Below are 1,004 nucleotides of genomic sequence, written 5' to 3'. Positions count from 1 at the left end.
GGCATCAGCGGCGACTACGAGTACGAGCATGACGGAGTCCCGACGTACGGGAGTTCCGCGATCGTCAAGGGACCCGCATGGACCGTCCTCGTGCAGCAAGACGAGCGCTCCGCCCTCGTTCCGGTGGTCTCGACTTGGGGGACGATCGCCACGATCGTGGTGCTCGCTGCCGCGGCAGCAGTGTTGACGTCGCTGCTTCTGGCGCGCGACATGAGCGGGCCGCTGTCGGCGCTGGCCGACGCCGCCGAGGCAGTCGAGGGCGGTGACTACGAAGTGCGGGTCCGCGCCGCTCGGCTCATCGAGATCGATACGCTCGGTCACGCGCTGAATCGGATGGCGGAAGCGGTCCGAGACCGGGAGACCGAGCTGCTCGACAGTCGCAACCGCCTTGCGGCCGAATCCGAAGCCAAGGCTGCGGTGATCGCACGGCTCGGCGCAATGTCGGCCGAACTGGCGGCTGCGGAAGAGCGCGAACGACGGCACCTTGCAGAGGAGCTGCACGACCGCGTGAGTCAGATTCTCGCGGTTGCCCGGATGCGACTCGGAATCGCTCGTTCCTTCGGAGAACCGGACAGCGAGGGATTGGACGGGGTCGACGCCCTCCTGGGCGAAGCGATCGCTGAGAGCCGTGCGATCACCGGTGAACTCGCCTCGACCGCCCTGTACGAACTCGGCCTCGGACCAGCGTTGGCCGAGACCTGCGAGAAGGTCACGGCCCAGTCCGGCCTGACGGTCGAGTGTGCGCTGCCCGGTGACTTGGAGTGCGTGCCGGACGACGCGAAGCCGATCCTGCTGAGAGCGGCGCGAGAGATGCTGGCGAACGTCGTGAAGCACGCCGACACGACGAGCGCATCGCTGAGCGTATCCCTCATGGACGGCTGTGTGCTGCTCACGGTGGCCGATGACGGAGTCGGCTTCGATGCTTCCGAAGCAGCGGACCACGAAGGCTTCGGCCTCGCAAGCCTCAGGGAGCGCGTCGTTCACATCGGGGGCAGCCTGAAGGT

At 67.1% G+C, this 1,004-nt stretch carries 1 protein-coding gene; it reads left to right on the top strand.

Going from position 1 to position 1,004, the window contains the following annotated elements; all coding sequences use genetic code 11:
• Positions 1-1,004 (top strand): HAMP domain-containing protein (locus tag FDZ70_11405; protein TLM64559.1); only part of this gene is annotated, 1,004 nt, incomplete at both ends.

It is taken from the genome of Actinomycetota bacterium, assembly GCA_005774595.1.
Taxonomy (GTDB): Bacteria; Actinomycetota; Coriobacteriia; order Anaerosomatales; family D1FN1-002; genus D1FN1-002.
The sequence above is the reverse complement of the archived record's forward strand: the minus strand, read 5'-3'. Positions and strand labels throughout refer to the sequence as shown.